Origin of the sequence: Methylomonas rhizoryzae, from assembly GCF_008632455.1 — a bacterium.
GTDB classification, from domain to species: Bacteria; Pseudomonadota; Gammaproteobacteria; order Methylococcales; family Methylomonadaceae; genus Methylomonas; species Methylomonas rhizoryzae.
Genome location: NZ_CP043929.1, coordinates 1909865 through 1933337, shown reverse-complemented (window position 1 = coordinate 1933337; position 23473 = coordinate 1909865). Strand labels below are relative to the sequence as shown.

Genomic DNA, 23473 nt, shown 5'->3' with positions numbered 1-23473 from the left:
GGGGCGGTATGAGCCAAGAGGCCGAGTACGACAAATTGGTGGGGTTGATTTATGAAGCGGCCCTGGAGCCTGAACGCTGGCAGGCGGTTTTGTTGGAGTTTTCCGACTGGTTTGACGCAGCCGGCACTACCTTGTGGGTGCACGATTTCGGCAGTCGCGGAGTGCATGCCGAAGACGGCGCGGAAAGTTTTCGTTTCGTGCGTTTTGATTCCGACTATCTTGCCAGTTACGCCGACCATTACACGTTGACTAACGTGTGGGTTGAGAATGAACGATTATTGCAGGAAGGCGTGGCGGTAACCTCGTCGATGTTGTTCGACGACAATTTATTGCTGAGAACCGAGTATTTCGGCGACTGGCTGCGTCCGCAAAATCTGTTTTACGCCATCGGCGGCATCGTTGCCAGAAACGGCGAACTCGCGGTGAAACTCAGCGCCTTGCGCTCCAAACACAAAGGCCCTTATTCCTACGACGATTTGGCCTGGTACGCCCGCCTGCTGCCGCATCTAAAACGCGCCTGCGAACTGAACCAGCGCCTGGCCGGCGAGCGCTTGGCGTCCGAAAACCGGCAAACGGTCAACGGCACCGCTCAAGCCGTGTCGGGTTTGTGTATTTTGGGTTTGTCGGCCAACGGGCGCTTGATTTACCTGAATCAGCGCGGCGAATCCTGGTTACGCGAGGGACATTGTTTGACTTTGCACCACGGCGGCCTGCACGCCTTGGATGCCGACAAGGACGCGGTATTGCAAGCGGCGTTGAGAAATGCGGTAAGCAGCCGCAAACCGCAACACCTGAATCTGGGTGCGGGCAACGGTTACGCCCATTGCTGCCTGACGGCGATTCCGGCTCCGAGTTTGGGCAATCCCTTGCTGCACGATCAACAAGTCGCCTTGATCGTGTTGATCGCGGCCGGCCCGCAACACAGGGTGGCAACGGTTAGGCAATTGATGGAGCTGTTCGGCCTGACGGCGGCGGAGGCGCGGGTTGCCCGCGCATTGGCGCAAGGCGAGGACGTCGATACTTACGCCAACGCCGAAGGTTTGAAAAAATCCACGGTGCGTAGCCATTTGAAAGCGGCGATGGAAAAAACCGGCACTAACTCGCAACGGGATTTGTTGCGGCTGGTGTTGTCGGTGCCGGCGGTGAGGGACAGATGACGGTTTGGCGAAATGCCCACCTATGCTCAACGCAAGATAAAGTGGCCTTGGAACCTCCGGAGGCTTCCGTAGCTTTTCGACACATTCCAATGCCGCTCTCGCCAACAATCCGAAGCGGAAGGCATGACGCCACTTTGACCACAGCGATACGCTGAATGGCGTATCCGGTGTAAACAGGATGTAAACCTTCACAGCCAAGCAAGCCACGACGCCAACAAAACCCGGCTGTACGGCGACCGCCGAGACAGCGTTGTCGCCACCGCCGCAGCGCCGACACCAATACCGCCAGCCCTTACGGCAAATCCAACGCCACCCGCGGCCAGCGCTTTCGCCGCAACTGCCGGCGGCGTCGCTTAAACCACTCTATCCGGCAATTCCCGCCCGGCGAAAAACGCTTCCAGGTTAACCGACACATTCTCGTCCATGGCAGTGCGGGTGGCAATGGTGGCGCTGCCCAAGTGCGGTAGCAGCGTGGCGTTCTCCAAACTTAGAAATCCGGGATGCAGCTTAGGCTGGTTCTCGTAGACCTCCAGGCCGGCCCCGGCAATCCGTCCGTCTATCAAGGCTGGGCTGTCCACCACGTCGCCGCGGGCCATGTTGATCAGATGCATGCTCGGCGTTGATAAAGTCGCGGCGATGCCTTTGGTTTTCAAATCGTTGGCTCTAATTTGCGACAAATTAAACTTGCCGCGACAATTCATGGATTTCAGCGTGCGATTAATCAAGCGGTCTTTTATGCCAACCTTGGCGCTACTGGAAGCATGGCTAGGGTGTTGCGAACAAGGCGTAGGCTAGGCAAAATTTATCCACCCTACCTAAACGACGAACAACGTAAGACACGTTATTAACGGTAGATTTTGTAAAAATGTACAAAACGGCTTCGGCAATGAATGACAGAGTATCCAAGGCAGTCAGAAGCGGCATCATGACCAGTGTAAAGAGCAAAAACACCGGTCCGGAAGTACAAATCAGAAAAATGCTGCATGCGCTCGGATACCGTTATCGCCTACATAGAAAAGAGTTGCCCGGCTCGCCCGACATCGTCTTTCCCGGCAAGCGTAAAGCAATCTTTGTGCATGGGTGCTTTTGGCACGGCCACGATTGCAGGTGGGGAAAATTGCCGAAAAGCAATATCGATTACTGGCAATCGAAAATAAGCGACAATATAAGCAGAGATACGAGAAACCAAGCCGCTTTACGGCTTTTGGGATGGAGCAGCCTTGTCGTGTGGCAATGCGAGCTTCGCAACTCCGACGATTTGAAAACTAAGTTAGTTCGTTATTTAACGGATAGTGAAGGATAAATACGTGCCAGAAAAAAGACCTATCGCGATCGACTTATTCGCCGGCGCCGGAGGCTTGAGCCTCGGCTTCGAACAAGCCGGTTTCGACGTTATGGCTGCGGTCGAAATAGACCCCATTCATGCTGCCGCCCATAAATTCAATTTTCCGCACTGCGCGGTTTTACCTAAATCGGTCGTCGGATTGAGCGGCCGAGAGATCAGAAAGACGGCGAAAATAGGCAATCGAAAAGTCGACGTCGTTTTCGGAGGACCTCCGTGCCAAGGTTTTTCGTTGATCGGCCAAAGAGCGTTGGACGACGATCGGAACGCGCTGGTCAGAGAATTCGTGCGTATAGTCGTCGAACTCGACGCCTCCTACTTCGTTTTCGAAAACGTTAAGGGACTTACCGTCGGCAAACATAAACGATTTTTGGAAGAACTGATAGAAACTTTCGAAGCGGTTGGGTACGAAATACGAAAGCCTTGGAAAGTGCTGAACGCTTCCTTCTACGGAGTACCCCAGGACAGGGAACGGCTCATTCTGTTGGGAGCCAAAAAGGGACTGCCATTGCCGGAATATCCTATGCCTATCGTCTCGCCGGCCGGCAAGCCCGCGATTAATTTACCGATCGGGCCATCTTGCGCCGATGCCTTAGGCGATTTGCCGGAAGCCGAAGATTACGAACATCTTTCGTTTAGCGACGAAGTCGGCCAAGCCCGCTGGGGCAAACCGAGCGATTATGCGAAAAAAATGCGTTGCCTGGACGAAGACGCCTGGGGATTCGGCTATGTCAGGAAGTGGAACGCCGCCGCGCTGACTTCGAGCATGCGCACCGTCCATACCCCCATATCGAGGCGCAGATTCGCGGAAACCGAGCCCGGCCAAGTGGAACCGGTATCGCGTTTTTTCAGATTGCCGCCGCAAGGCGTATCGAACACTTTGCGCGCCGGCACCGATTCGGCCAGAGGCGCTTTTACCAGTCCTAGGCCCATCCATTACGCAAAGGCGCGATGCATTACCGTTCGGGAAATGGCCCGTCTTCACGGTTTTCCCGATTGGTTCCGCCTTCACGAAACCAAATGGCACGGTGCGCGGCAAGTCGGCAACGCGGTACCGCCGCCGTTGGCCAAGGCGATCGCCGGGAGCGTCGTCGATACGTTGGGCATCAAACTTGCGCGACCGAAAGAGATCCTCGATCTCGGCGATCCCGCATTGCTTAAAATGGATATGTCCAAAGCTTGCGAACACTGGGGAATACCCAATCCGATCGGCAAACGCGATCGGAAAAGCGGGGCGACCAAGCGCAGACAACGCGATATCGAAATGGAACATCTCGCGCCGACGGAAGAACTGCATGGCTAAACGACAAAACAATTCCAATCGATACAAAGCCTTAATCGAGAAAATTTTCTTCGACCTTTACGAAGCCGATTCGCCGGAACTATTTTTCGATAGAACCGAATTGGAATCGGCCGCCGCCGCGTTGAGCATCGATTTGCCGAAAAACCTCGGCGATGTGGTTTATTCGGTTAGATATAGAACCGCCATGCCCGAATCTATTCTCGCTACGCAACCGGAAGGGATGGAATGGATTATCGAAGGCGCCGGTCGGGCCCGTTACGTGTTCAAATTGGTGAAAATCAACCGCATCGTACCGAATCGCGAACTCGTCACGATCAAAATACCCGATGCGACGCCGGAAATCGTATCGGCTCACGCCTTATCCGACGAGCAAGCGCTTCTGGCCAAAGTCAGATACAACCGGCTGATCGATATTTTTCTCGGTCTCGCTACCTATTCCTTGCAAAACCACTTGCGAACCACCGTACGCGGCATAGGTCAGATCGAAATAGACGAAATCTACGTCGGCATCGATAGGCATGGAAGACAATACGTCATTCCAGTCCAAGCCAAAGGCGGCAACGACCAGTTGTCGGTGGTCCAAACCAAGCAAGATATCGCCTGCTGCGCCGAAAAATATCCCACGCTTGTGTGCCGAACGGTCTCGGCCCAATTCATGAGCGAAGACTTAATCGCCATCTTCGAATTGGGACTCGAGGACGACGAGATTAAGGTCGTCGACGAAAAGCACTACCGTTTGGTGCCGGCCGACGAGATTTTGCCGGAAGATCTCGTCAGATACGGTTATCGAAATTAACGCCTCCAAGCCGTGACTTACTTGCACTCGCTAAACGCCAGACCATCCCAAATCGACCTCACCCACGGCGGCGGCGGCCGCGCTATGGCGCAGTTGATCGAGCAAATGTTCATCAAGCATTTCGACAACGACTTGCTGAATCGGCGCAACGATCAGGCTTTGTTCAACGTGCCGGCTGGGCGCTTGGCGATCAGTACCGACGGCCATGTGATTTCGCCGTTGTTTTTTCCGGGCGGCGACATCGGCTCGCTGGCGGTGCACGGCACGTTAAACGACGTGGCGATGTCCGGCGCCAAACCGCTGTATCTGGCGGCGGGTTTCATCCTGGAAGAAGGCCTGCCGCTGGCCGACCTGGAACGCATCGTCGCCAGCATGGCGGCGGCGGCCAAGGCCGCCGGCGTGCCGATTGTGACCGGCGATACCAAAGTGGTCGAGCGCGGCAAGGCCGACGGCGTGTTCATCACCACTACCGGCGTCGGCCTGGTGCCGGACGGCGTCGAGATTTCCGGCGACTGCGCCGCTCCGGGTTGCGCGGTATTGCTGAGCGGTTCGATCGGCGACCACGGCGTGGCGATTATGGCCAGTCGCGAGAACTTGCAGTTCGAGACCAGCATCGTTTCCGACTCGGCGGCGTTGCATGGTTTGGTGGCCGATATGGTGAACGCGGCGCCGAGCGCGATCCGCTGCCTGCGCGACCCGACCCGCGGCGGCTTGGCGGCGGTATTGAACGAATTGGCCGGCCAGTCCGGGGTCGGCATCGTGATCGACGAAGCCCGGATTCCAGTCAAGGCTCAAGTCAAGGCGGCCTGCGAAATTCTCGGTCTCGATCCTTTATACGTCGCCAACGAAGGCAAACTGGTCTGCATCTGCGATGCCGATGCGGCCGAGACGCTGCTGGCGGCGATGCGCCGGCATCCCTTGGGCAGCGCCGCCGCCATCATCGGCGAAGTCGTGGCCGATCCGCACCGTTTCGTGCAAATGACCACGGCTTTCGGCGGCCGGCGCATCGTCGATTGGCCGGTAGGCGAGCAACTGCCGCGCATCTGCTGATGGCGGGCAAGGCCATCCGCGCCCGCGGCGTGGTGCAGGGCGTCGGTTTTCGGCCGGCGATTTGGCATTTGGCGCGGCGCTGCGGCCTGACCGGCGAGGTCTGGAACGACGGCGAAGGCGTGATGATTCATGCCTTCGGCAACGCCGAGGCTTTGGAGCGGTTTATCGCCCGGATTCCGCGCGAACTGCCGCCGTTGGCGAGGTTGGACGCGCTGGAATGCCGGGATTTGAATCAAGCCGCGCCGGACGAATTCCGCATCGTCGCCAGCCGGCGAGACGGCATCGCCACGCCTATCGCCGCCGACGCCGCCACCTGCCCGGAGTGTCTGGCCGACATCGCCGATCCAACCAATCGCCGCTACCGATATCCCTTCACCAACTGCACCCACTGCGGTCCGCGCCTGTCCATTGTCCGCGCCGTGCCTTACGACCGCGCCAACACCAGCATGGCGGCCTTTGCGATGTGCCCGGACTGCCAGCGCGAATACGACGATCCGGCCGACCGCCGCTTTCACGCCCAAGCCAACTGCTGCCCGGTTTGCGGGCCTAGCTTGTGGCTGGAAGCGGCCGAGAACAGCAGCGAACCCGCGTGCGGCGCCACCGGCAGCGAAACTAGGATGGTTCCGTTCGCCCCGAGCATTTCGAAGGCTGCAGGGGACAATTCACGGCCCCAAGTCAAGCCGCTGATGCTTCGACCAGCTCAGCACCAACGGCCTGACGCAAAGGCATTGGCGCCGGACGTGGGCAGCATGGACGATGTGATCCGGCAAACTGCCGAATTGCTCCGCCAAGGCCGCATCGTCGCCATCAAAGGCCTGGGCGGCTTTCATCTGGCCTGCGACGCAACTAATGCCGCGGCGGTGGACACCCTTCGCCAACGCAAGCGCCGTTACGCCAAACCGTTCGCGCTGATGGCCCGCGATTTAGCCATGGTGCATCGTTTTGCCGCAGCCGACGCGGCCGAAATCCTTGCCCTGCAAGACAGGGCTGCGCCTATTGTGCTGCTGCGCGCCCGCGGCGAAGCGCTGGCCGCCGGCGTGGCGCCGGGCGACGCCAAACTCGGCTTCATGCTGCCTTACACGCCGCTGCATACTTTGTTGATGCAGGAGTTGCACGATCCCATCGTGCTGACCTCCGGCAATGTCAGCGACGAGCCGCAATGCACCGATAACGACGATGCGCGGCAAAAACTGGCCGGCATCGCCGACTTTTTTCTGCTGCATCAGCGCGACATCGTCAACCGGCTGGACGATTCGGTGGCGCGGCTGATGGACGGCGAGATCCGCCTGCTACGGCGGGCGCGCGGTTATGCGCCGCAGGCGTTGCCGTTGCCGCCCGGTTTCGAGCAGGCCGTGCCTGTGCTGGCGATGGGGGCCGAGCTGAAAAACAGCTTCTGCCTGCTCAGACCCGGCCAGGCCGTGGTCAGCCAACATATCGGCGACCTGGAAAATGCTGCGGTACAAACCGATTACCGCCACGCCATCGAGCTGTACCGGCAGTTGCACGGCTTCCGGCCCGAACGGGTTGCGATAGACCTACACCCCGGCTATCTGTCCAGCCAATACGGCCAAAGCTTGGCGGCAGCGGACGGCTTGCCCTGCGTAGCCGTGGCGCATCATCACGCCCATTTGGCCGCCTGCCTGGCCGAACACGGCGTGGCGCTGGATGCGCCGCCGGTCTTGGCGGCGATATTCGACGGGCTGGGCATGGGCGAGAACGGCGAACTGTGGGGCGGCGAATTTTTGCTGGGCGATTACCGCGGCTTTAGCCGCTTAGGCCATTTCCAGCCCATTGCGCTGCCCGGCGGCAGCCAAGCCATGCGCGAACCCTGGCGCAATGCTTATGCCCAGCTCCGGCATTATTTGGTTTGGGACGAACTGCTGGCGGAATTCGGCAATCTGCCGTTCTTGCAAGGTTTGGCGAACAAGCCGCTGGCAACCTTGGATACGATGATGGTCAAAAACCTGAACGCGCCGCGCTGTAGCTCGGTCGGCCGCTGGTTCGACGCGTTCGCCGCCGTGCTGGACTTGCACGCCGAGCGAGCCGATTACGAGGGCCAGGCGGCGATTGCCTTGGAAAACCTGGCGGCGGCGGCGTTCGCCGGCCAAATACCTTACCCTGACAGCTGGTGCCCGGAACAAACATGCGGCATTTCGATTTTGAACTGGCGTGGCCTGTGGCTCGCGGTGCTCGACGACTTGCAGCACCAACGTCCCAAGCCGCAAATCGCCGCCCGCATTCATCACAGCCTGGCCGACGCCACCGTGGCCGTAATGGCGCAACTGTCCCAAACCCACGCCGTCGATACATGCGTACTCAGCGGCGGCGTGTTTCAGAACCGCTTATTGCTGGAAATCGTGGCCGACCAACTCCGGGAACGGGGCAAGACCGTTTTAATCCCCCGCCGCTATCCGGCCAACGACGGCGGATTGGCATTAGGCCAAGCCACGATTGCTGCCGCTAACGTCAGCCTCGATTGAGAAAACCCCGAACGAATCGCTTTTGTCCGTTGCCTACCGATTGAGGTTTTCCGCTGCGACAACGGTATTTTCGGCAATCGTCGCCACCCGATTATCCGTTCGCGCCGTCAATAGTTTGTTGCGCCGCCAAAGTGCTAAAGTATCCTACCTGCCGGCATGCGGCGGAAAAAACGAGACCCTTATGCCATCAGACCACACCAAACCTAAAGTCGGGATCGTCGAAGCGGCACAAGGCCCTGTGGTCGACGTGCGTTGCCACTACCTGCCACCGATAGGCCAGGCGCTGGATGTAATCAACGGCGATGGCCGATACGTGCTGGTGATATTTCAGCATCTGGAACCGACGCTGATCCGAGCCATCGCACTGCATTCGGTTTCCGGCCTGTATCGAGGCATGCCAGTTTTCGATAGCGGCGACGCGCTGCAAATTCCGGTCGATCCGTCTTGCCTGGGCCGCATGCTGAATTTGTTCGGCGAGCCGCTGGACGGCGGTCAATCCTTGCCGGCCAAGGCATTCCGCAACATTCTCTCCCCGCCTCCCTTGTTGGCGGATACTTTGCCCTCCAGCAAAATTCTGGAAACCGGCATCAAAGTCATCGACCTGCTTTGTCCGTTCGTGCGCGGCGGTAAAACCGGTCTGTTCGGCGGGGCCGGGGTCGGCAAAACAGTGTTGATGATGGAATTCATGCACGCCGTCGGCGGCAATCGGGGCGTGTCGGTATACGCCGGCGTCGGCGAGCGCATGCGCGAGGGTCACGAATTGTGGCGAGAAATGGCGGATGCCGGCGTTCTGCCCAGAGCGCTGCTGATTTACGGGCAGATGGACGAATCGCCGGGGGTGCGATTTCACGTCGGCTACACTGCCTTGGCATACGCCGAATACTTGCGCGACTCGCTCAATAGCGAAGTGTTGTTCCTGATGGATAATATTTTCCGTTTCGTCCAGGCCGGGAGCGAAATCTCCGGTTTGTTGGGCCGGATGCCCGCCACCGTGGGCTATCAACCGACCTTGTTGACGGAAGTGGCGTCATTGCAAGAACGGATCGTCTCGACCAAATCCGGCGCGATCACCTCGGTTCAAGCGGTGTACGTGCCGGCCGACGACATGTCCGACCCCGCAGTGGCGACCATACTCGGCCATCTAGACAGCGTGGTGATTTTGTCGCGCCAACAAGCAGCCAAGGGAATTTACCCAGCCATCGACCCGCTCCGTTCCGGTAGCCGCATATTGGATCGCCACATCGTTGGCGAGCGGCATTATCAAGTGGCCCGGGCGGTGCGTGAGCATCTTGCCCGCTACCGCGATTTGGAAGACATCATCGCCATGCTCGGCATCGAGGAACTGTCACAGGAAAATCGTTGCATCGTGCAACGAGCCAGACGTCTGCAACGCTATTTGACCCAGCCGTTTGTCACGGTTGCCGACCACACCGGCTTGCCGGGAGTGAAAGTCCCGTTGGCACAAACGATTACCGATTGCGAAGCCTTCATCGCCGGCCAATATGACCGGCTCGACGAAGCAGACTGTTATATGAAGGGTGGAATGCCGGCATGAAAACCTTCTGCCTGGATTTACTGGACAGCCACGGCAGCGCGCGCTTCGAAGACGTGAGGCAATTCATCGGCGCCGACGCCGGCGGCAGCTTCGGCTTGCTGGCCGACCACGTCCCTTGCGTGGCCGTGTTGCGTTATGGCTTGGCGCGGTTTCAAGAAGCGAACGGCGCTTGGCATTATTTAACCATGCCTGGCGGCGTGCTGCGTTTCGCCGACAATCGGTTGACCGTAACCGCGGTGCGTTATTTTCTCGGCGACGATCCCGACCTATTGTGCGAACGTCTGGCAGAAGAAATGACCCGCGCCGATTCCGACATTCATGCCGCGCGCGCGACCTTATCCGAAATCGAGCGGTCGCTGATGCGGCGCTTGGCAGAATTGACCAGCCATGCGGCAGGAGGGTTGTAACCATGGGTTTTCGCCAAAAATTGATCGAGCATACCCGCCGCGACTTGCGCCGGCTGAACGACAAAGCCCAACGCCCGGCAACTTGGCTGGGCATGTTGTTTTACGGCGGCACGCTGGGCCTGCTATTGGCGGTGCCCATTGTGCTGGGAGCCTATTTAGGCCGCTGGCTGGATGGTCTGGCGGAGGGTTACTCGGTGCGTTGGACCGTGAGTCTGATTGTGCTGGGCATCGCGGTCGGCGGCTATAATGTAATTCGCTTCATCCGGAACCATGTTTGAGTCCAACCGGCCGCGCCGAAGGAAAGGATGCAATGTACACCGCCAATCACACTGACGACGTTTCGCTTGGTCTTGGCCCGCTGGCCGTCAACGGCACGGTACTGACCACCTGGGGCGTGATGGCGGCTTTTGCCGCGCTGGCCGTGCTGTACCATTGGTCCAACCGGCACGGCTCCGGTCGGCTGCAAGCCGGCGTCGAGGCGGTAGTGGTGGCCATCGAGGCCGCGATTGCCGAGGTGCTGCCGACAGCGGCAGTGCGGCGGGTGTTGCCGTTCGTCGCGACGTTGTGGCTATTCGTTTTAGTCGCCAATCTGGTTGGACTGATTCCCGGATTGCATTCCCCCACCCGCGACCTGTCCGCCACATCGGCGCTGGCATTGCTGGTATTCGGATCGACCCATTGGTTCGGCATTCGCGACCATGGCTGGCGCCGCCATTTGCACCACTATCTGGAACCCAGCCCTATCCTGCTTCCATTTCACATCGTCAGTGAACTGACACGCACCCTGGCTTTGGCGATTCGCTTGTTCGGCAACATCATGAGCCTGGAGATGGCAGCCCTGCTAGTGTTGCTGATCGCAGGCTTTCTGGTGCCGGTGCCATTGTTGATGCTGCACGTCGTGGAAGCGGTAGTGCAAGCCTATATCTTCGGCATGCTGGCCCTGATCTACATTGCCGGCGCGCTGGAAGGCGCCCCCTCCGATTCCCCATCCTCCCAGGAGCACAGTTCATGACCGATTTGCATTTGTTCAGCCTGATTTCCACCTGCGTGGCCGGCCTAGTCATCGCCGTCGGCACCATGTTGCCGGCCATCGCCATGGGCAAAGCCATTGCCAGCGCGTTGGAGGCCTTGGCTCGCCAACCGGAAGCGGAAAAAACCATCACTCGTACCTTGTTCATCGGTCTGGCGATGATCGAATCGCTGGCCATTTACTGTCTGGTGATAGCTTTGATCGTGTTGTTTCGCAACCCGTTGCTGGAATATTTCCTCAACTGATACCGGTGCGGCGGAGAAACGGCCAATGATGTCATTCGACTGGACAACCTTTGTTCTGGAAATTCTGAACTTTCTGGTGTTGGTCTGGCTATTGCAACGCTTGTTGTACCGGCCGGCTCTAACATTGCTGGATGCACGCCAGCAACGCATCCGCCAGCAATCCGAACAGGCCGAGCAAACCTTACGCGAAGCCGAAACATTGCGTCAGGAATATCAAACCAAACTGGCCGATTGGGATAGTCGGCAGCAGGCCGAACGACACGAGCTGGACGAGGAATTGGCGCGGTTACGCGCCGACGCATTGGATAAACTCCAGCAAACCTTAGCCGAAGAAGAAGCCAAATACCGTAGCCGCAGCCAAAGCCGGATCGCCAGCCGGGAGGCGGCTTTGGCCCGCGAAGCCGCCGTTGCCGCATACGGGCAAACGGCAACGCTGTTGCAGCGGCTGGCTTCGGTGGATTTGACGCTACGCATCGCCGAGGTTTTTCTCGAAGACCTGGCTCAACTGACGGATGATGAGCGGACCTCGCTGTGCAAAGCCGCCGCAATGCTGATCGAAGCCTCGGCAGTCAACATCGCTACTGCACATCCGCTGCCGGAAGCAATGCAGCAACAGTTGAACGGCGCCCTGTCGGTCGCTGCGGAAAAACCGTTACAGTTTAGTTTCAAGCAAGACCCCAGTCTGATCGCCGGCCTGCGGGCTGTGGTCGGCGAATGCCAATTACACGCCAATCTGGCTGACGAATTGGCGTTTTTCAGACGCCAAGCCAACCATGAGCGATAGCGGCAAACCCTACCGATTCGGTTTGCGCCTTTCGGAACGTGGCTGCGTGGCCGGCATCGGCGACGGCATTGCCTGGATCCGCGGCCTGCCGTCGGCGCGCATGGACGAGTTGATCGGCTTCGACGACGGCAGCACAGGCCTGGTATTTCAGCTAGGCAAGGACATGCTGGGAGCAATTTTGCTATCGCAAAGCCGCGGCGTCACCGCCGGCATGTCGGTACAGCATATCGGCCGCAAACTGGAAGTCGGCGTCGGAGACACCTTGCTGGGACGCACCATCGATCCGCTCGGCAATCCGCTGGACGGACTGCCGCCGCTGCAATACCGCCAGTTTAGGCCACTGGAAGCTGCCGCGCCGACCATTGTGGAACGCGACTTCGTTACCGACCCGATCTACACCGGCTGCAAAATCGTCGATAGCCTGATTCCGATCGGTAAGGGCCAACGGCAATTGATCATCGGCGACGACGGCACCGGCAAAAGCGCGCTGACCTTGGATGCGATAATCAATCAACGCGGCCGCGACGTACTGTGCGTGCTGGTGATGATCGGCCAACCGCGCGCCGCGGTCGCCGGTACGGTGGCGACCTTGCGGATAACCGGTGCACTGGATTTCACCGTGGTGGTGGTTGCCGAAGCCAACGCCTTGCCGGGTTTTCGCTACCTGGCGCCGTTCGCCGGCTGCGCCATCGCCGAATATTGGATGCGATTGGGCCGGGATACCTTGGTGGTGTACGACGATTTGACCCGCCACGCCCAGGCTTATCGGGAATTATCGCTGCTGCTGCACCGGCCGCCGGGCCGCGAGGCGTATCCGGGCGACATTTTTTATCTGCATTCGCGCCTGCTGGAACGCTCGACCGTGTTGGCGCCGGCCTGCGGCGGCGGCAGCATGACCGCCTTGCCGATCATCGAAACCCGCCAGGGCGAGTTGTCGGCCTATATCCCCACTAATTTGATCTCGATTACCGACGGGCAAATTTATTTCGAAAGCAAATTATTTGCTGCCGGCATCCTGCCGGCGATCGACATCGGCCGCTCGGTATCGCGCATTGGCGGCAAAGCGCAACATCCCGCCATAAAAGCCGCGGCGGCGCATATCCGCCTGGACTATCTGCAATTTCTGGAACTGGAATTGTTCGCCCGCTTCGGTACCCGGCTAGAGGCCAGCGTGGAGGCAAAGTTGCGGCGCGGCCGATTGCTGCGGGAGATTTTGAAACAAGACCGGCTGCAGCCCTGGTCTGAACAAGCACATCTGGCTTGGTTGCTGGCCTACGGCGACGGACTGTTCGACTCTATCCCGCCGCACCGGGTCGAAGTTGCGCTTAATGCACTAGTAGCGAATCTAACCGCGTTGAAACTGGACGCGCCCAAATCGCAATGGCTGGCGGCCTTGCGCGACGTTTTCGACGGACTGTCGTGAGCCAGCGCCGGGAAATCGAGGCGCGTTTGGCCTTGTACGAAGATTTGACCGGAATTCTGGGGGCGATGCGCAGCTTCGCTTTGGCGGAACTGCGAAATGTCAACCAACGCGAGCAAGCCCAACACAAGGTCATGACCGCAGTACGCAGCGCATTCGACGACCTCGCTGCCGACTGGGCGACACAGCCCGAAGCCGCAGTTTCGTCCGCCAACGACATTGGGCTGTTATTCGGTTCGGTGCGCGGTTTCTGCGGCAGTTTCAACGAAGACGTGGTAGCCTATTGGCGCGACCGCGCTAAGGCCGACGGCCCGCTGATTCTCCTGGGAGAACGCTTACACGCCTGGTTCGACCAGCGCCCATCGATCGTGAAACTGGCCGGCGCCGAAAGCAGTATGACCGCTTACAATATCATCGACCCAATCTTGGATGCCATCGAGCAATTGCGAGACGAACACGGTTTCGGCCTGGTTGCCTGCTATCGCGACGAAGATGGCGCGCGGAGTATCCGCCTGTGGCCCTTGCCCCATACCCGTGTCGACAGCGCCAAACTATCGCCGCTAACATACGCTCCACCCGCCCAGGTCGCTGCGCAAGTGGCGGAACACTATCTTTACCACAGTCTGCTGGCATTGCTGTTAAACGCTATCCGGGTCGAAAACCATATGCGTTTATTACAAATGGAAACGGCGTTGCACTATCTGGATCAGAGCGGCGAGGACCTGCACCGCCAACGAAATCGGCTGCGCCAGGAAGAGATTGTCGAAGAAATCGAATTAATGCTCAGTAGGCGCTAATCGCATTTTCATCCCGGCCCTTGCTTCGATTTTGTCGGCTCACAAAATACATAATTCGCCACAGGCGGGGGGTGCACGCTCCTCTCAGATCGCCCCGACCATCGCAGTATATGGCGTGAACCGCCCCAGGACCTGAGGCGCCGCTTTGAAAAAGCCTGGCCAAATCTACGAGAAGCGCAAGATTGAGGCCGTATACGGGGCAGTCTGCTGCCTCGCGCCATCCAGGCGCTCGCACTGGGTACGCCGCTGGCCTCCATACCCGCTCCCGGCGGGTTGGTCTTTGCGGTCTTTCTTTTGCCCGAGCACAAATTAGTCTGGAGAACATTTGCACAACCGATAGGCTGGCCCGCAAGTCGAAAACCAGGGATGGTTTTCGTAACAGAAAGAAACTCGCCTGTCGGGCCGAGACACGACTTTCGCAACGGCTTTACGCAGCCTTTCCTTGTTATTTGAAATGCTCCGGTTTAGGTAAAGAAAGTCAACCAGTCCAATCGGACAAAGCCGAATTAAACCCCCATCATCCTAACCAGAAGAGTCGAGTCGTGAAAAATCCGGTTTGTCCGAAGTTTGTCGAAGGATGAACGGGATTTTAAAAATACCCCGCCGGTGAGTGTGTTACAGACCGTCCGCACTTAGACTTTGCTCGGCACGAACGGTCTATAACACATGGCAACTGCTCTTTGTAGGCTCATCAATAGAGCCTGCTAATAACGGATTGGAAGCTTCTCAACCGCCCACCCCGCATTTCGCAGCATTCCGAGGTGGACTAAACCCGTCCTCGCTCGCTGTTAGAAAAGTTCAGGGCGAGTGACAACGGTATGCCCGAACCCGGTTAACGTTAAAACAAACCGCTGATCACGCCGTCGTCGCTGATGTCGATGCGCTCGGCGGCCGGCACTTTCGGCAGGCCGGGCATGGTCATCATGTCGCCGGCAATGGCGACGATAAAGCCCGCCCCGTTCGCCAAGCGCACTTCGCTGATCTCCACGTTGTGGCCGGACGGTGCGCCCTTGGCGTTCGGGTTGGTGGAAAACGACATCTGGGTCTTGGCCATGCAGATCGGGAAGTGGCCGTAGTTAGCTTGCAAGGCCTTAATGTCGGCCATGACTTTCGGGCTGGCGCTGACGCTGCCGGCGCCGTAGAGCTTGGCGGCGATGGCTTCGATCTTGTTCCAAAGCGGCAGTTCGTCGTCGTAGACGTAATTGAACGCAGGTTCCCGATTATCGACGATTTGCAAAATCTCCTGCGCCAGGGCTTCCGCCCCTGCTCCGCCCTGCGCCCAGTGTTTGGCGATCACGCATTTCGCACCCAGCGCTTCGCATTGACTTTTCAGCCATTCAATTTCGGCGTCGGTGTCGAAGGTAAAATGGTTGATGCTGACCACGCACGGCAGGCCATAGTGGTTTTGGATGTTGCTCAGATGCCGTTCCAGGTTGGCGAAGCCTTTTTCCAAGGCGGCCGGATTTTCCCGGTTTAACTCGTCCTTGGCCACGCCGCCGTGGAATTTCAATGCCCGCACCGTGGCGACCAGCACCACCGCCGACGGTTTCAGGCCGGACATGCGGCATTTGATGTCAATAAATTTTTCCGCGCCCAAATCGGCACCGAAGCCGGCCTCGGTTACCACGTAATCGGCCAGTTTCAACGCGGTTTTGGTGGCGGTGACGGTGTTGCAGCCGTGGGCGATGTTGGCGAACGGGCCGCCGTGGATAATGGCCAGATTGTTTTCCAGGGTTTGCACCAGATTCGGCTTGATCGCGTCTTTCAATACCGCCGCCATCGCGCCGTGGGCGTTCAAATCGCTGGCGTAGACCGGCGTGACCTTGTCGGATTTGTAGCCGATGACGATGCGGCCCAGACGCTCCTTGAGGTCTGCGCGGCTGGTTGCCAGACAAAGAATCGCCATCACTTCCGAGGCGACGACGATGTCGAAGCCGTCCTCGCGCAGATAACCGTTAGCCGCGCCGCCCATGCCGACCACGATTTTGCGCAAGGCGCGGTCGTTCATGTCCATCACCCGCTTCCACTGGATGCGGCGCGGGTCGATGTCCAACTTGTTGCCGTGGTTGATGTGGTTGTCGATCAAAGCCGCCAATAGATTATGCGCGATGCCGATAGCATGAAAATCGCCAGTGAAATGCAGGTTGATGTCTTCCATCGGCACCACTTGCGCATAGCCGCCGCCGGCCGCACCGCCCTTGACCCCGAAGCACGGGCCCAACGACGGCTCACGCAAACAGATAATGGTTTTTTTGCCGACCCGATTCAGCGCATCGCCCAAGCCGACCGTGGTGGTGGTTTTGCCTTCGCCGGCCGGCGTCGGGCTGATGGCGGTAACCAAAATCAGCTTGCCTTCGGCGTTGCCTTGCAGACTATTCACATATTCCAACGAGATTTTGGCCTTGTAGTGGCCGTATGGGTCCAAGTGTTCGGCCGGAATGCCGAATTTTTCGCCGGCCAATTCGATGATGGGCCGCATCTTGGCTTGTTGGGCAATTTCTATGTCTGACATGACGTTTTCCGTCTCCTTAAACGTAACACACTATTAGCGGGCCGGCCGCCAACCGCGCGCCAGCGGCAGCCGCGACGGAAAGGCCGGAAAAAACGCTACATTTTAACGTGTTAGCTAGCGGCGAATAAAACAAATTCGCGACCGTCGCCGGCAAGCCGGCGTGCAGGCAATCGGCTACAATGCGCCGCTTTACACTGCGAACGGGAAAGGTAACCATGCAAACCAGCGAACGGAACACTTGCCACTGGTGGTTGCCGATACTGTCCGGCGTATTCATAGGCACCAGCTACATTCCCTTCCCGCCCTGGGCTTCGGCCTTCGGCATGCTGCCCTTGTGGCTGTTTTGGCAACAGCAAACCCGCTGGCAACCGGTCATATGGTCCGGGGTGCTGACCAGTTTCGTGTATACGCTGATCGGCTTTAACTGGGTTACCTACACCCTGCACGAATTTGCCAAGGTCAACTGGCTGCTATCCGCTGTCGGCATGGTCTTGTTTGCCTTGTTCGGGCATTTGTTTTTGCCGGTGGCGGGCGGTTTGTGGTTTGGCTTGAGGCGCCGCTGGCCTATGGAGCGTTGGCAATCGTTCGCCTTGATGGCCTTGTTGACCGCCTTGGTCGAATACCACCTGCCGATGCTGTTCAAATGGAATTTCGGCTACAGCTGGTACGGCGCCGGCCTGCCGTTGTATCAATGGGCGGAAATCGTCGGTTTCACCGGCTTGAGCATGTTGACGATAGTGGCCAACCTGCCGTTTTTGTATGCCTGGCTCAACCGCAAGCGCTTGAGCGGCAAACTGGCCTTAGCCGGCATCCTGACCGTTTTCGCCGGGTTGAACGGCGGCGGCCTGTGGTTGCAGCAACGTCTGCCGCAACCGGACAACGCCGCCAAGGTACTTTTGGTGCAAGCCAACATCGGCAATTCGGAAAAACAAGCGATGGAACATGGCAAAGCCGGCTACCAGGCCGCGATCCTGACCGAATATTTCCGCAGCACCGACCAAGGCCTGGCCCGACATCCGGACGTCGATTTCGCCATGTGGTCGGAAACCGCCTTTCCGTCGCTGCTCGGCGAGCAGTATCAACACAACTTTTACGCCGAACTGTTGGGCGAATTTTTGCGCAACCGCAATTTGCCCTTGATTACCGGCGCCTACGGTAAAGATGCCGATGATGCCATCACCAACTCGCTGTTCGCGTTAGACGCTAACGGCCGCCTCATCGAACCGCATTACAGCAAAACCATCTTGTTGGCCTTGGGCGAATACATTCCCGGCGCGAAGACTTTTCCTTGGCTGAAGAAACTTTTGCCGATGGTCAGCGAATTCGGCCGCGGCCCCGGGCCTACCGTGTTGCTGCAACTGAACGGCTACAAAATGGGCCCGCAAATTTGTTACGAAAGCCTGTTTCCGGAGTTTTCCAAAGGTTTGGCCGATTTAGGCGCGCAATTCATCGTCAACGTCACCAACGACTCCTGGTACGGCACCTGGCAGGAACCCTACCAACACCTGTACATGACCTTGGCGCGCGGCGTGGAATTTCGCCGCCCGGTATTGCGGGTGACCAATACCGGCATTTCCACCGTGGCGCTAGCCGATGGCTCGCTGCTGGAACAATCGCCGTCCGACGCCCGCTGGGCCAACGCCTACCGGGTGCCGTTCGTCACCGAACCACAGACGACTTTTTACCAACGGCATTTTTATCTGATGCCGGAGTTGTTGTGGGGTGGGCTGTTGTGCCTGCTGGGATTCGTTACGTTCCAAGCACGAACCACCGGCTACCGCCGTTAGCATAGCGCTCGATACTCCGCCACCCTGCTACTGCTGCATCATTCCGGCCGTGGCCGCCAGTATGCCGGCCGGAAATATGGGCAACATCCGGCGGTGATGGAGATGCAGCAACGCATGAGTCGCAAGGGAAATTGTTGGGATAACGCACCGACGGAACGTTTTTTCCGCAGCTTGAATACGAGGCCTTACGGCAAATCCAACGCCACCCGCGGCCTGCGCTTTCGCCGCAACTGCCGGCGGCGTCGTTTAAACCACTCTATCCGGCAATTCCCGCCCGGCGAAAAACGCTTCCAGGTTAGCCAGCACTTTCTCGCCCATGGCGGTGCGGGTGGCAATGGTGGCGCTGCCCAAGTGCGGTAGCAGCGTAGCGTTCTCCAAACTTAGAAATCCGGGATGCAGCTTAGGCTCGTTCTCGTAGACGTCCAGGCCGGCCCCGGCAATCCGTCGTTCGCGCAAGGCGTCTATCAAGGCTTGGCTGTCCACCACGTCGCCGCGGGCCGTGTTGATCAGATGCGCGCTCGGCTTCATCAAGCGCAAGCGCTCGGCGTCGATCAAATGCCGGGTTTCGGCGCCGCCCGGGCAATGCAGGGATACATAGTCGCATTGCGGCAGCATCTGTTCCACGTTATCGCAGCGTATCGCTTGCAGGTCCGCGACGGTGGCGGGATCGGCCGGGCTGGGTTTGACGTATAAAATTTTCATGCCGAAACCGTGGTGGGCTTTTCCGGCCATGGCTTGGGCGATGCGGCCGAAGCCGATCAAGCCCAAGGTGGCGCCGGTGACGTCGCTGCTCATCATTTGCGTCGGGCACCAGCCGCTCCAGCCTCCGGATCGGACCAGCCGGTCGCCTTCGGCGCCGCGCCGGGCGGACATCAATAACAAGGTCATCGCGATATCGGCCGTACTTTCGGTCAATACGCCCGGCGTGTTGCTGACCGTCAGGCCTTGTTGCCGGGCGGCGGCGATGTCGATATGGTTGTAGCCTACCCCGAAATTGCCCAGAATTTTGCAACGCTTGTCGGCCACGTTCAGCACCTCGGCCGGCAGGCTGTCGCAGACGCTGGGGCAGACCGCATCGTATTGCTGCAAGGCTTGTTTCAGTTCCTCGGCGCTGAACGGGTGATCGTCCGGATTCAGGGTTACCTGGTAGCGCTGTTGCAGTTTCAGTTCAACCGATTCCGGCCAGCGCCGGGTGATAAGCACTTTGGGTTTCGACATTCGGACTCCGTTTGGCCTGGGAAGAATGAGGTCGCTATTCAGCAGCTACCGAAAACAGCCGATTTACCTGCGCTGCAGCGGCAGAGAGACGAATAGTTGCGAATAAAATGCGGCCAGTATAAAGCAGGCTGCAAGCGCTTGTACCGTGACCTTTACCGGCCGGCTTGTTATAGTTGGCCGGTTTTGTTTTTGATCGGATCGATTCGGAGCCCAGTATGTCCAGCTTTTTTTCCAAGTCGCGCATCACAGCCGGAGCGGGATACAACCGGTGGATGGTGCCGCCGGCCGCTCTGTCGGTGCATTTATGCATAGGCCAGGCCTATGCGTTCAGCGTATTCAACGACCCCTTGACCAAGGTAATCGGCATCAACTCGTCCACCCCGGACGATTGGAAGCTGACCACCTTAGGCTGGATATTCAGTTTGGCCATCGTGTTTTTGGGGCTGTCGGCCGCGTTCGGCGGCAAATGGCTGGAGAAAGTCGGGCCGCGCCTGACCATGTTCGTCGCGGCTTGTTGTTTCGGCGGCGGCTTTTGGGTGTCGGCCTTGGGTGTTTATTGGCATCAGATCTGGCTGATATATCTCGGTTACGGTGTGATAGGCGGCATCGGTTTGGGCTTGGGTTACGTGTCGCCGGTGTCTACCTTGATCAAGTGGTTTCCCGACCGGCGCGGCATGGCCACCGGCATGGCCATCATGGGTTTCGGCGGCGGTGCCATGATAGGCGCGCCTTTGTCGGTACTGCTGATGGATTGGTTCAAATCGGCCGAATCGGTCGGAGTGATGGAAACCTTTATGGTCATGGGGGCCCTGTATTTCGCCTCTATGCTGATAGGCGCGTTGACCATCCGCATACCGCCGCAAGGTTGGCAGCCGCAGGGTTGGCAGCCGCCGCAAGTGGCTAACAAAATGATCACCCGCAATCACGTGCATATCGACCAGGCGCTGAAAACCCCGCAGTTTTATTTTTTGTGGCTGGTGTTGTGCTTGAACGTCACGGCCGGCATCGGCGTGTTGGGACAGGCTTCGGTGATGATACAAGAAATGTTCAAAGGCGCCGTGACCCCGGCCGCCGCCGCCGGCTTCGTCGGTCTGTTAAGCTTGTTCAACATGGGCGGACGGTTTTTTTGGTCGTCCGCTTCGGACTATCTGGGCAGGAAAAACACCTATTTCGTATTTTTCCTGCTCGGCGCCTGCTTATACGCCGCGGTGCCCGGCATGGGGCAAATCGGCAACATGGCGATGTTCGTGCTGTTGTACGCCTTGATCATGAGCATGTACGGCGGCGGCTTTGCCACCATTCCGGCCTATCTGGCCGATATTTTCGGCACCTTGTACGTCGGCGGCATCCACGGCCGCTTGTTGACCGCCTGGTCTACCGCCGGGGTGTTGGGGCCGGTGCTGGTCAACTATCTGCGCGAATTCCAAATCGAACAAGGCGTAGCGAAAGCGGAGGCCTATAACGTCACCATGTACATCATGGCCGGTATTTTGTTGCTGGGTTTCGTCAGCAATTTGCTGGTTAAGCCGGTGCACGAAAAACACCACATGAAACACGGCGATTTCGACGAACTGGACGGTATTTATCCGGCCGACCAACATTAAGCGAGGCGGTTATGCAAACCGAAAAACCCAAACAAACTTCTCGGCTGGCCTTGCTGGTGTTTTGGCTGTACGTGTCCATCCCGCTGCTTTGGGGCATTAGTTCCACCCTGAAAAAAGCCATGGCGCTGTTCGATTAGCCTAAGCCTGCAAAAAGCTATTCCCGCGCCGGCAGCGGTTTGTGCACCGAGGATTTGGGCGACCTAAGCCGGTTTGATTTTTCGCTACGAGTAGGGTTGATTGTTAAGGATGATGCGGTGGTTGTGGCGACGGTGATGCAGCTGCAAGAGAGGCTACGAAATATGTATAACGGGATGCCTTAAGTCCTATTTTTACATGTATGCCGGCTCTACCCGTCATTGGCTTCCAGCAAGGCCTGTAACGCCAACCGGCCGGCGTCTGCTTGCCGGCTATCCAGCCAAACCGGACGAATCCGACTACCCGCCACTAGCCGTTCCGCCGTTTGTCTGTCGGTGGTTCGATCGAAAACGATCACCCAGCAGCGTAGGTGCTTAGCGCCTGCCAGTACCGACAATTCGTGGCAACAGCCCAAGCGTTGCGCGCTGAAACCGCGTAAATCCATCAACACCCGGTCGGCGCGGCCGAGTAAAGCCATCAACACCTTTTTCCAGGTGTGGTCGAAACAAAAAAACTCGTTCACCCGAAACCGGCCGTCGGCATCGGCATTGCTAGCCAAGGCCTGCAATGCGGCGCGCAAGCTTGCTTCGTCATCGATAAAACGTTCGCGCAAACGGCCTGCCATGAATGCGAACAACTCGTCCGGCTCCAGATTACGCAACGCCAAATCCTTGCCGGCAATCAACAGGGTGTGGCCGCCGTAGCGCCAGCGCTCTATCACCTGATCGAACAAATGCTCGATGTCGCGGTCGGCGCGAAAAACCCGCAACACCAGCAAACCAGGCACCGGCCCGGTTGGGGCTAAACTGCGCCGCAGGGCCGTCACCGCAATCGGCATCAACCCGAATGCAGCCAGTATCCAATAGGACGAGGCACCCACGCTATGACTGAGGCGCATCGCCTGAAACAACAATACGATCAGCCACAAACCGCCTATCAAGTACCAGGGTTCGGAAAACGCTTGCCGCCGATACGCGCCGGCCAGCCAACGCGCCGAGCCGCGTACAATCGGATAGGCTAATAGCCAGGGCGCCAGGACGAATAAGGCAAACACCCCCTCCGCTCCCAATAACAGCGGCAAATCGGCTGCCCAGCCTTGCAAACCCTGCTCCAGTCCGCCGGCCAATACCTGCAAGCCGGCTAGCGACGACAGGCACAACAAAAACAACAACGGTATCAAATACGGCCCGCTGCTGCGCAATGTGGGGCCGGTGAATACAAACACATAAATCAACAACGGAGCTTGTTCGGAAAGCAGCCAATACACCACGCCCAGGAAGGGTTGTTCCGCAGTGGAATTGGCCATCACCACCGCTGCAACCAGGGAAAGATAAAATACAGACCAAACGCTAATTTTGAGCCGTGACCAACGCTCCAACAAGCCGATGCTAGGCACCAACGGCCAGGCGTAAACCAAAACCAGGGTCGACCAGCGCCGCCAACCGAACTCAGCTTGGATGTAAGCTGCTTGCACTATTGCGGCGATCACGCCGGCAAACGCCAACGACAACAGCACGATAGCCAGCCACAAGCGAAACCGGGCGAAACGAATGCCCGGCCCTAAATCGACAGCGCATGGCACAGCCGGCGCCGAGGCGAAATCGGCAGACGCAGAAGCCGCGGCGTTTTCGTCCGGCGCCAAACCGCTTTGCATGCATTGCAACAGCTTGGCGGTATAACGGTGAGCTACGACTAAGCTCACCAACCAGGCCAACAGCATGGCGGTCAACAAGGCGAAAAAAATTTGTCCGTCTAAATTTGCCATTTCGGTGCCTATTGCCGCAAAAATCGACGGGCCGGTTTATCCCGGCCGCGATGCGTTACTAATACGCCGCACATTGTTGCTGCCGA

General features: G+C 58.4%; 21 protein-coding genes and 1 pseudogene. 18 read left to right on the top strand and 4 right to left on the bottom strand.

The genetic code is table 11. From position 1 onward, the window contains the following. Positions 1 to 8 precede the first annotated feature (8 nt). Complete coding sequence (locus tag F1E05_RS08850) at positions 9 to 1157, top strand: helix-turn-helix transcriptional regulator (RefSeq protein WP_150047950.1); 1149 nt, start codon at positions 9 to 11, stop codon at positions 1155 to 1157. Positions 1158 to 1510: 353 nt separating this feature from the next. Here F1E05_RS08850 and F1E05_RS08845 read toward each other — a convergent pair whose 3' ends face one another. Continuing rightward, positions 1511 to 1858 (bottom strand): NAD(P)-dependent oxidoreductase, encoded by a 348-nt coding sequence (locus F1E05_RS08845; RefSeq protein WP_150047949.1) that lies wholly within the window; start codon positions 1856 to 1858, stop codon positions 1511 to 1513. Positions 1859 to 2043: 185 nt separating this feature from the next. On the opposite strand from F1E05_RS08845, the gene F1E05_RS08840 reads away from it, so the two are divergent. The 13 genes from F1E05_RS08840 (at position 2044) to F1E05_RS08780 (ending at position 14366) form a co-directional block, all read left to right on the top strand. Further along, complete coding sequence (locus F1E05_RS08840) at positions 2044 to 2460, top strand: very short patch repair endonuclease (RefSeq protein WP_150047948.1); 417 nt, start codon at positions 2044 to 2046, stop codon at positions 2458 to 2460. A gap of 4 nt (positions 2461 to 2464) precedes the next feature. Further along, positions 2465 to 3802 (top strand): DNA cytosine methyltransferase, encoded by a 1338-nt coding sequence (locus F1E05_RS08835; protein ID WP_150047947.1) that lies wholly within the window; start codon positions 2465 to 2467, stop codon positions 3800 to 3802. After that, positions 3795 to 4598 carry an endonuclease gene (locus tag F1E05_RS08830; protein WP_150047946.1) on the top strand — a complete coding sequence of 268 codons (804 nt, stop codon included), beginning with the start codon at positions 3795 to 3797 and terminating at the stop codon, positions 4596 to 4598. The genes F1E05_RS08835 and F1E05_RS08830 overlap by 8 nt, the downstream gene beginning before the upstream one ends. Before the next feature lie 12 nt (positions 4599 to 4610). Continuing rightward, positions 4611 to 5648, top strand: a complete 1038-nt coding sequence (gene hypE, locus F1E05_RS08825) for a hydrogenase expression/formation protein HypE (protein WP_150047945.1) — start codon at positions 4611 to 4613, stop codon at positions 5646 to 5648. Next, positions 5648 to 8128, top strand: a complete 2481-nt coding sequence (gene hypF / locus F1E05_RS08820) for a carbamoyltransferase HypF (RefSeq protein WP_232056828.1) — start codon at positions 5648 to 5650, stop codon at positions 8126 to 8128. The genes hypE and hypF overlap by 1 nt, the downstream gene beginning before the upstream one ends. Before the next feature lie 181 nt (positions 8129 to 8309). After that, entirely contained in the window at positions 8310 to 9683 is a 1374-nt protein-coding gene (gene atpD, locus F1E05_RS08815) for a F0F1 ATP synthase subunit beta (RefSeq protein WP_150047944.1), read from the top strand. Then, on the top strand, positions 9680 to 10090 hold the full coding sequence (locus F1E05_RS08810; protein ID WP_150047943.1) for a F0F1 ATP synthase subunit epsilon: 411 nt from the start codon (positions 9680 to 9682) through the stop codon (positions 10088 to 10090). The genes atpD and F1E05_RS08810 overlap by 4 nt, the downstream gene beginning before the upstream one ends. Positions 10091 to 10092: 2 nt before the next feature. Further along, positions 10093 to 10368, top strand: coding sequence for an AtpZ/AtpI family protein (locus F1E05_RS08805; RefSeq protein ID WP_150047942.1), 276 nt, complete (start codon positions 10093 to 10095; stop codon positions 10366 to 10368). A gap of 32 nt (positions 10369 to 10400) precedes the next feature. Continuing rightward, positions 10401 to 11102, top strand: coding sequence for a F0F1 ATP synthase subunit A (locus F1E05_RS08800; protein ID WP_150047941.1), 702 nt, complete (start codon positions 10401 to 10403; stop codon positions 11100 to 11102). Then, the gene (locus F1E05_RS08795; RefSeq protein WP_150047940.1) at positions 11099 to 11365 is read left to right on the top strand and encodes a F0F1 ATP synthase subunit C; all 267 of its coding nucleotides are present in this window, start codon (positions 11099 to 11101) and stop codon (positions 11363 to 11365) included. Before F1E05_RS08800 ends, F1E05_RS08795 begins: the two co-directional genes overlap by 4 nt. Before the next feature lie 25 nt (positions 11366 to 11390). Continuing rightward, positions 11391 to 12149 (top strand): F0F1 ATP synthase subunit delta, encoded by a 759-nt coding sequence (locus F1E05_RS08790; RefSeq protein ID WP_150047939.1) that lies wholly within the window; start codon positions 11391 to 11393, stop codon positions 12147 to 12149. Next, positions 12139 to 13572 carry a F0F1 ATP synthase subunit alpha gene (locus tag F1E05_RS08785; RefSeq protein ID WP_150047938.1) on the top strand — a complete coding sequence of 478 codons (1434 nt, stop codon included), beginning with the start codon at positions 12139 to 12141 and terminating at the stop codon, positions 13570 to 13572. Before F1E05_RS08790 ends, F1E05_RS08785 begins: the two co-directional genes overlap by 11 nt. Then, entirely contained in the window at positions 13569 to 14366 is a 798-nt protein-coding gene (locus tag F1E05_RS08780) for a F0F1 ATP synthase subunit gamma (RefSeq protein WP_150047937.1), read from the top strand. Before F1E05_RS08785 ends, F1E05_RS08780 begins: the two co-directional genes overlap by 4 nt. Positions 14367 to 15204: 838 nt before the next feature. Here F1E05_RS08780 and F1E05_RS08775 read toward each other — a convergent pair. After that, positions 15205 to 16878, bottom strand: a complete 1674-nt coding sequence (locus F1E05_RS08775) for a formate--tetrahydrofolate ligase (RefSeq protein ID WP_150047936.1) — start codon at positions 16876 to 16878, stop codon at positions 15205 to 15207. Positions 16879 to 17093: 215 nt separating this feature from the next. Here F1E05_RS08775 and lnt point away from each other — a divergent pair, with 215 nt between their 5' ends. Together lnt and F1E05_RS20875 are read left to right on the top strand one after the other, a co-directional pair. Further along, positions 17094 to 18665 (top strand): apolipoprotein N-acyltransferase, encoded by a 1572-nt coding sequence (lnt, locus tag F1E05_RS08770; protein ID WP_150047935.1) that lies wholly within the window; start codon positions 17094 to 17096, stop codon positions 18663 to 18665. A gap of 33 nt (positions 18666 to 18698) precedes the next feature. Then, positions 18699 to 18839 (top strand): annotated as a pseudogene (locus F1E05_RS20875) (IS3 family transposase); the annotation flags it as partial. Positions 18840 to 18911: 72 nt separating this feature from the next. On the opposite strand, the gene F1E05_RS08760 reads toward F1E05_RS20875, so the two are convergent. Beyond that, entirely contained in the window at positions 18912 to 19883 is a 972-nt protein-coding gene (locus F1E05_RS08760; protein WP_150047934.1) for a 2-hydroxyacid dehydrogenase, read from the bottom strand. A 215-nt stretch (positions 19884 to 20098) separates the two neighbouring features. Between F1E05_RS08760 and F1E05_RS08755 the strand changes: the two genes are divergently transcribed. Both F1E05_RS08755 and F1E05_RS20730 read left to right on the top strand, forming a co-directional pair. Next, positions 20099 to 21487, top strand: a complete 1389-nt coding sequence (locus F1E05_RS08755; protein WP_150047933.1) for an L-lactate MFS transporter — start codon at positions 20099 to 20101, stop codon at positions 21485 to 21487. Positions 21488 to 21498: 11 nt separating this feature from the next. Then, positions 21499 to 21624, top strand: a complete 126-nt coding sequence (locus tag F1E05_RS20730; RefSeq protein WP_269473501.1) for an MFS transporter small subunit — start codon at positions 21499 to 21501, stop codon at positions 21622 to 21624. A 209-nt stretch (positions 21625 to 21833) separates the two neighbouring features. Here the strand turns inward: F1E05_RS20730 and F1E05_RS08750 are convergent, their stop codons facing one another. After that, positions 21834 to 23387: a hypothetical protein gene (locus F1E05_RS08750; protein WP_150047932.1), complete on the bottom strand. Its 1554-nt coding sequence runs from the start codon at positions 23385 to 23387 to the stop codon at positions 21834 to 21836. Positions 23388 to 23473 lie beyond the last annotated feature (86 nt).